Genomic DNA, 7,438 nt, shown 5'->3' with positions numbered 1-7,438 from the left:
GGGCTACCCCCGGCCAGCAACACTCAGCAGAGGGCGAGGGCGCGGAAAGCCGGCACAAGACCCGGCTAGGCATCCCCCAGCCCGATGGGAGCCGGCGCCTCCCTCACGATGCGCGAGAAGAGCCGGTCGTACACCGGGTCGGCCGCCTGCCGGCTGGCCAGCGGATCGCGGTTCTGCAGGAAGTCCGCGTCCAGTTCCTTCCAGTCGGCCTCGCCCAGCACCTTTTCCGCCTCCGGCAGGATGACCGATTCTTCCAGCCRCATGTGTTCCAGGTAGAACTCCACATAGCGTTTGCAGTGCAGCTCAAAAGCTGGCTTGCGCGGCTCGCCCAGCAGTTCCCAGGCCAGCAGCAGATGCTGCAGTTCGCGCACGGCCTTCTCACCGTTCATGTGGTCGCGCTCCAGCCGTTCCACGATGGGCATGACCGCCGGCGCCAGTCGCACCACGCGCGGGAACAGCAGGTTCGATTCTTTGGGGTGGTGCAAGCGCTCGGGAAATTCATCGATGTAGAACAGCATGGCCCGCAGCACGTCGAAGAATCTCTGCGCATGGTCGCCCGGGCCGCGCGCCACCATCATGAGCATGGAGCGGAGCATGGCGGAAAGGGATGCGTGCTCATCGAGGATGATCTGCACGCTGGCATGTTTATGGATGGCGGCCTCCGGCGGGTGGGGTACTCCGCCAAGAATGCCTGAAACACCGCCGTCGGCCTTGACGAAGATCAAGCGCCGCGCATCCGCTCCGCAAATTTCAGGATTCGCCGGAATCTCCGGATCGGTCCGGCCGCGGAATCTTCTTGAACTTGATCAGCCGGTTGGTCTCAATCTTGTCTTTCTTCACCTGCCGCTCGGCATCGAGCAACCGGCCGGCGGCCAGCCATTCCGCGTATTCGGCGGGCGTCTCCAGCGTGATGCGCCCCAAAGTGGCGCCGCGGAATTCGTAAATCACGATCTCGGCGGCTTTTTGCAGGTTGACCCGGCCCTTGGACAGCACCGCGCCGCGCTTGCGGCCTATCTCTTCGAGCAGCTGCTCGTCGGTGATGCCGGGCGTCACCTCCACCTTGTAGCGCGCCTCCAGCAAGCCGGGGTAGTGCTTGATGAGGTAGTCGAGCAGCTCGAGCGCCACCTCTTCCTCATCGAAGGCATTGCGGCCGATCGCGCCGCTGGCGGCCAGGTTGTAGCCGCTCTWGGCAACGATGATGCGCGGCCACAGCATGCCGGGCGTGTCCCATAGGTAAAAACCATCGGCCAGCACCAGGCGCTGCTCGACCTTGGTGATGCCGGCTTCGTCACCGGTCTTGGTGGCGCGCTTGCCGGTCAGGGTGTTGATGAGTGTGGACTTGCCGACGTTGGGAATGCCGCAAATCAGCACCCGCATGGGCTTGACCATGGTGCCGCGCGTGGGCGCGAGCCCGTGGCAGGCGTCGATGAGGCGGCGCGCGGGCGTGGTCTCGCTGGCGTCCAGCTCGATGGCGCGGGTGTTGGGCAGGCTGTTGTAGTGGTCCAGCCACAGCGGCGTGCGCGTGGGGTCGGCCAGGTCGCGTTTGTTGAGCACCTTGAGTGCGGGCTTGCCGCTGGTGAGTTCGGCCAGCATGGGGTTGGCGCTGGAGCCGGGCAGGCGGGCGTCGAGCAGCTCTATGACCACATCAATTTCCTTGATGCGCTCGCTGATGGCTTTTTTGGTCAGGTGCATGTGACCGGGAAACCACTGGATGGCCATCTGGATCGTTTCTTTCTTGGGTTCGGGGGTTGGCGGGCATGAGCGCCGTGGCGATGCCCTATTGTCGCCGCTGCGGCCCCGGTGCCGCCATGCCGCAAAATACGCGGCGTCCTACGCCTGATTTGTTGCCTGAACTGTTAATAAGTGATTAATCGGCCCTCGGCACGATCAGTGCCTGCCGCCCCACGGCCCCGCCCACCCCAAGCAAACCCCGATAGAGGATTTTCCGTGCACCTGCTGCTGGTAGAAGACGACGCGATGCTGGCCGAAGCGGTGTGCGACGCCGCGCGCCAGATCGCCTGGACGGTGGACCACGTCGGCGACGCCACATCCGCCCGCCTGGCGCTGGTCGACCATGTCTATGAAGCCGTGCTGCTGGACCTGGGACTGCCCGGCGATTCGGGCCTGACGGTGCTGCGGGCCCTGCGCGGGCGCTACGACGTGACGCCGGTATTGATCCTGACGGCGCGCGGCCAGCTCAGCGAGCGCATCCTGGGGCTGGACGCGGGCGCCGACGACTACCTCGTCAAGCCCTTCCAGGTCGACGAACTCTGGGCGCGGGTGCGCGCCGTGATACGCCGCAGCCAGGGCAAGGTGGTGCCGGTGCACACTTACGGCGACATCAGCCTGGACCGCAGCAAGCGCGCGGTGACGCGGGCCGGCGCGCGCGTGGCCCTGAGCGCGCACGAATACCGCACGCTGCTGGCGCTGCTGGAGCGCCCCGGCCACGTGGTCACGCGCGACCACCTGGAAGACGTGGTCTACGGCAGCACCTCGGCGATTGAAAGCAATACGATCGCCGTGTTCATCCATCAGCTGCGCCGCAAGCTGGGCGAGCACCTGATCACCACCGTGCACGGCCAGGGTTACATGATCGGCGAGGCCAAGCCGTGAAGTGCCGCTTCGCCGCGTCGCTCAAGGGCCGCGTGCTGGCGGTGCTGGGCCTGGCCATCACGCTGTGCTGGGCGGTCGCGCTCAGCGTGCTGCTGGTGTACACCCTGCGCGGCCAGGGAAGCCATTGGGACAGCAAGCTGCAGGCCATAGGCACCAAGATACTGATGGCCATTCCCAGCGGCGCGAAGCTCAAACCCTCCTTCAGCCACGGCCTGCAATTGCGTGACGAGAACATACCGCGCGACGTCAACCTGACCTTCCAGGTCTGGACGAACCGCAAGGAGCTGATCGTGCGAGCGCCGGATTCACCGCGCGTCCCGCTGCTGCCGTCCTTCCAGGACGGTTTTACCAGCGCCGCCGTCAACGGCGAGCGCTGGCGCATCTTCTCGGTGTCCGACAGCACCGGGGAGGTCAGCGTGCAGGTGGCCGTGCGGCACAGCGTGATCGACCAGGAAATACGCCACAAGATCTTTGCGATGATGGGCCTGACGACGCTGCTGCTGACCGTGGCGGGCCTGCTGATGTGGTTCGCGGTGGGCAAGTCGCTGCGCCCCCTGACGGCGCTGGAAGCGGCCGTGCGCAGCCGCCGCAAGTTCGACCTCACACCGCTGCCGGTGGCGCAGCTGCCCACCGAGATCCGCCCGCTGGTCAAGTCCTTCAACCACCTGCTGGACCAGCTGGACCAGGCCATGCAGGGCGAGCGCCGCTTTRTCGGCGACGCGGCCCATGAACTGCGCACACCGCTGTCTGCGCTGCAGGCGCAGGCCCAGGTGGCCTTGCGCGCCTCCACGCTGGCCGACAAGGACGCCGCCCTCGTCAAGCTGCTGGCGGTGGTTGAACGCAGCACGCGCCTGTCCGACCAGTTGCTGGACCTGGCGCGCATGGACGCAGGCGTGAACGCGCCGCAGAAAAGCCTGGCCGACCTCAGCGAGCTCATCCTGTACGTGAGCCAGGAGTTCGACATGCAGGCGCAGCAGCAGCGGCGCGCCATCATCCTGGCGCTCACGCCCTGCCCGATTGAATGCGATGTCGACGAGATCGGCATCCTGCTGCGCAACCTGCTGGACAACGCGCTGCGCTACACACCCGAGGGCGGTCGCGTGAGAATCAGCTGCGGCTACCGCCAAGCGGCCGGCCGGGACCAGGTCTGCCTGGAGGTGGCCGACAACGGCCCGGGCGTTCCCGAAGCCGAGCACCAGGCGATCTTCCGGCGCTTTCACCGCGTCGCGGGCAACGGCGGCCGCGGCAGCGGCATAGGCCTGTCGCTGGTGGCCGGCATCGCGCAGCTGCACGAGGCCGCCATCGAGACCGGGACCGGGCTGGACGGCAGGGGCTTCAGCGTGCGGATTCTGTTTCCGCTGCCGGCAGCAACCGCCGGCTCAGGTGGGGATGGCGTGGCGCCTGCGCAACCGGCTTAGCGTTCGTATCCAGCCACGCCAGGCAATTTTCTTCACAAGGTAGAGCGTGTGGGTTTGCATGCTTCATGACTCCTTCAGATTGCGGGCCGCCGATTGAAGTGCAGGGCCGCGGCCCGGTCTGGGCCCTGCGAGCTCTGCGCTACTTAGAAGCGATAGAGGTAACCGACGCGCACACCCGTCTGGCTGGATTTGTCGACAAGGGGGCTGTCCTTGATGCTGGAACCGAGTTTGGTGGTGCTCAGGTCCAGAAAGACGCTTTGCCGAGGCGCGATCGCATAACCCACACGCAGCCCGGCCTCCAGGTTGACGGCCGAGCTGCCCTGGTAAAAGGGCCGGCCGGCGCGCACTTCGGCTGCATTCACGCCGTAGTAATAAGACACGTATTTGTCGTCGAGCCGGGTCGCGGACAGGCGCGGCGTGATGTCGAAGCTGCCGGCCTGGAAGCGGCGGTCCACGGTCAGCTTGAGCTTCGTGCCCTTGCTGTTGCCCGAGGCATCGCCCAGCAGTTCAGCCGAGAGGTTGGCGACGTCGTTGCGCCAGATCGCCGCGCCGCCCAGCCAGATGCCGTCCTTGCRCTCGTCCATGCCGGCCAGGAAGGGTGAATCGGAAGCCTCATAACCTTCCATCGAGTAACGCGCGCGCAGGCGGAAGGACACCGGGCCGGCCGAGGGCAGCTTCAGGTCGGCGGAGAGGCCGGAGAGGCTGATCCATTTGCTTTCATAGGTGAGCAGCGGGAGCAGTTTGGTCTTGTTGTCAAAGTCGCGGTAGGGCTTGCGCTCCGCGCCGACGCCGACGCCCAGGCCCCAGGAAGAGGCCTCCTCGGCCTGGCCCTGTACGGCTTGCTGCTGGGCTGCGGCTGGTTGCGCGAAGGCCGCCAGCAAGAAAAGCGAGAACAGCGGGAGCGAGGCTTTGGCCGCCGCATCGCCGGGCTTGGCGGCCATTGGCTTCACGGCGGGCTTGGCGCGGGTCGATGCGGACTTTTCGGCGGATCGCGATAGGCGAGAGGTCATCTTCAGTTTCTCCAGGTGGTTAAGCTGGAACGGATCATGCCGACGCGAATTTAAGGACTTCTTAGCGCTATTAAGAAATCGTTAAGCGCGGCTGCTCCAGCACGGGAGCCGGCCGCGCCGCGGGTCATGGGCCTGTTACATCCAGGTCCGGCGTGATGAAGGACAATCGGGGAATCGCGGCGCCAAATCTGGCAGATCCGCCGGAACGCACAGCAGGGCCATCGAGCGCCCCTGCAACCCATCCACTTATCGAGCCCCTCATGCCCCTGCCCGCCGCACCTGACCAGAAACCCGTGATTCCCGCTCGCCGCCTGGCCGCTTCCGCCCTCAAGGCCAACAACGAACTGATGATCAAAGGCGTCCTCTGCGTGCTAATAGGCCTGGGCGTGCTGGTCTCGCCCTACTTCATCAGCTCACCGGGCATGCAGGGCATCGTGGCCAAGTCCTCACTGGTGGGCTGGTTCGCGCTGGTGCTGGGCTGCGCCTTCATCGGCCTTTACGCCCGCCGGCGCATGGCGGCGGCGGCCAAGGCCTGACATTTCCCCGGGCCGATGCCGGACAACACCGACCGCGACGCCGCGATGGCGACGTTCGCTGCCTTGCAACGGCGTGCCGCCGAAGCCGGCATCACGCTGCGTCAACCACCTTCCGAGCCCGACAGCTGCTGCGGCCGCGGCTGCAACGGCTGCGTGTGGGAGGGCTGGTATGAGGCTGTGGACTATTGGCGCGAAGAGGCGCTCCTGAAGCTGGCCGATTAAACGGCCGCGCGGCCCAGCTCGCCGAACATTTCGCCCTGGCGGAACAGCACGGGCGCCGGTTGCACAAGCTCCAGGCGCCGGCCTCGCGCAGCATGACGACCTTCGGCTGCCTGGCTCCGGCGTCGCCCAGCATCGCTTCAGGCGTGCCCTGCTTGTGCTCAACCTGTGGGTGCCGCTGGGCGCTAACGGTATCATGCGAGCCTGCAGAAGTTAAACAAAAACATGACTACAAGGTAATCGGATGGGCGGGCTTCGTCTTTTATTGGCACTCATGGTGGCAATCAAACATCTTGAGTTGCGGCAGCCATTGTTTGACTCGCGATTCGCAGTACAGATGTTTTTCTTGATCTCTGGCTTTTATATGGCCATGGTCTGGAATGAGCGTTACCGCCACTATAAAAATCCCGTGCGTTCGTTCTACATATCCAGAGCACTGCGGATCTACCCCGTCTATCTCCTTGTCCTGTTAACGACGATTCCAATCGCCTGGTACGGCCTCATCCAAGGTTACGAATCCCCTTTAGTCGCCCCCATAGATGCACCTTTGACCGGATGGGCGTGGGCTTTTGTTTATGTCCCCCAAATCACATTGTTTGGGATGGACTTTCAGATGTTTGCATACCGAATTGCGGATGGAACTTTGCAACTAACCAGTGATGTTCGTAGCCACCCCTTACCTTGGCTTCTTCACTATCAATTTGTCCCACAGGCCTGGACGCTGGCCTGCGAACTGACTTTCTATCTGATTGTCCCGTTCGCTATCCTCCGTTGGAGAGTAGCCGCTGCATTATTTGTCCTGTCTATTTTGTCGCGGGTAATCTTCTGGACTTATCACTCATCGCAAGAGGCATGGGGCACGGGATTTTTTCCATTCGAGCTTGCACTTTTTTTGGCTGGATCGCTGTCTTACACCATCTGGACCCATTTAAAGGAAAAAGTACTGAAAGCGTTCAGTTCCAGATTTTCCGTAGCGCTGGTGGCCATGTCTCCGATTTTGATGGCTCTATCTTTCAATGTCATTCACAACAAGTTGGGCGAAGCCGCGTATTGGGTTTGCTACGCTTATGCGGCCCTGACTATCCCTCTGCTGTTTGAGTGGTCGAAGCATTCGGTACTTGACAAGCAACTWGGGGAGTTCTCTTTCCCCGTCTACATCTCCCATTTTTTAGTGATTGATGCTCTTTTGTCAGTTGGGATTAACCGCCCCCCACTACAGGTGTTGCTTTTCACTTTCCTGCTCAGTATTTTGCTTGTTGCGGTCCAAAGGAAGATCGATGCTTATCGCACATCGTTAAATCGAAAAGCTGCAGTTTGTTGAAACGGCACCGCATACCAATAAATCATCCGTCCTTTTCAATAGGCGTCCGAGGTTTCGATCTTCTTTTGCGCCTGGACGGACTCCTCGGTCAGCACGGCAAAGCGGGCAAGCTCGTCCGCGCCCAGGGGCTGGGCCTGCAGAAGGGCCTGCGTTTGCAGGGACTGCGCGCGCGAACTTGACGAAGGAGTTGTCGTGCTTGCCGGCCATGGCCGCCAGCACGCGGGCCGAGGGCAAGGTGGAGGGGTCGAGCAAGGCGGCGCTGGCGGCGGTCAATGTGTCGCTGTATTGCGTGCCGCCGTGCGCGGCGTCCAGGGCGGCGGC

General features: G+C 63.4%; 8 protein-coding genes. 5 read left to right on the top strand and 3 right to left on the bottom strand.

Annotated features, from left to right (window positions below):
- Nucleotides 1-65: 65 nt before the first annotated feature.
- Nucleotides 66-653: a hemerythrin domain-containing protein gene (locus tag AC1D0P_RS18525; RefSeq protein ID WP_477678093.1), complete on the bottom strand. Its 588-nt coding sequence runs from the start codon at nucleotides 651-653 to the stop codon at nucleotides 66-68.
- Between the two features lie 97 nt (nucleotides 654-750).
- Nucleotides 751-1,719, bottom strand: a complete 969-nt coding sequence (ylqF, locus tag AC1D0P_RS18520; RefSeq protein ID WP_477678092.1) for a ribosome biogenesis GTPase YlqF — start codon at nucleotides 1,717-1,719, stop codon at nucleotides 751-753.
- Nucleotides 1,720-1,947: 228 nt separating this feature from the next.
- Between ylqF and AC1D0P_RS18515 the strand changes: the two genes are divergently transcribed.
- Both AC1D0P_RS18515 and AC1D0P_RS18510 read left to right on the top strand, forming a co-directional pair.
- Nucleotides 1,948-2,613, top strand: a complete 666-nt coding sequence (locus tag AC1D0P_RS18515) for a response regulator transcription factor (protein WP_477678091.1) — start codon at nucleotides 1,948-1,950, stop codon at nucleotides 2,611-2,613.
- Nucleotides 2,610-4,031 carry an ATP-binding protein gene (locus AC1D0P_RS18510; RefSeq protein WP_477678090.1) on the top strand — a complete coding sequence of 474 codons (1,422 nt, stop codon included), beginning with the start codon at nucleotides 2,610-2,612 and terminating at the stop codon, nucleotides 4,029-4,031. Before AC1D0P_RS18515 ends, AC1D0P_RS18510 begins: the two co-directional genes overlap by 4 nt.
- A gap of 143 nt (nucleotides 4,032-4,174) precedes the next feature.
- Here AC1D0P_RS18510 and AC1D0P_RS18505 read toward each other — a convergent pair whose 3' ends face one another.
- The gene (locus AC1D0P_RS18505; RefSeq protein ID WP_477678089.1) at nucleotides 4,175-5,041 is read right to left on the bottom strand and encodes a MipA/OmpV family protein; all 867 of its coding nucleotides are present in this window, start codon (nucleotides 5,039-5,041) and stop codon (nucleotides 4,175-4,177) included.
- A gap of 260 nt (nucleotides 5,042-5,301) precedes the next feature.
- On the opposite strand from AC1D0P_RS18505, the gene AC1D0P_RS18500 reads away from it, so the two are divergent.
- From AC1D0P_RS18500 to AC1D0P_RS18490, 3 genes are all read left to right on the top strand, one after another.
- Nucleotides 5,302-5,577, top strand: coding sequence for a hypothetical protein (locus tag AC1D0P_RS18500; RefSeq protein WP_477678088.1), 276 nt, complete (start codon nucleotides 5,302-5,304; stop codon nucleotides 5,575-5,577).
- A 15-nt stretch (nucleotides 5,578-5,592) separates the two neighbouring features.
- A complete protein-coding gene (locus tag AC1D0P_RS18495; protein ID WP_477678087.1) occupies nucleotides 5,593-5,799 on the top strand; it encodes an oxidoreductase-like domain-containing protein in 207 nt (68 codons plus the stop codon).
- Between the two features lie 241 nt (nucleotides 5,800-6,040).
- A complete protein-coding gene (locus tag AC1D0P_RS18490) occupies nucleotides 6,041-7,117 on the top strand; it encodes an acyltransferase family protein (protein ID WP_477678086.1) in 1,077 nt (358 codons plus the stop codon).
- Nucleotides 7,118-7,438 lie beyond the last annotated feature (321 nt).

Source organism: Polaromonas sp. P1_G2 (assembly GCF_056405515.1).
Note: the sequence above shows the minus strand (reverse complement) of the source record. Positions and strands in the feature narration are given on the sequence as shown.

Bases quoted from the DNA above. Each gene is read 5' to 3' on its own strand.
- AC1D0P_RS18500 (WP_477678088.1), top strand. From the start codon at position 5,302: ATGCCCCTGCCCGCCGCACCTGACCAGAAACCCGTGATTCCCGCTCGC.
- AC1D0P_RS18495 (WP_477678087.1), top strand. From the start codon at position 5,593: ATGCCGGACAACACCGACCGCGACGCCGCGATGGCGACGTTCGCTGCC.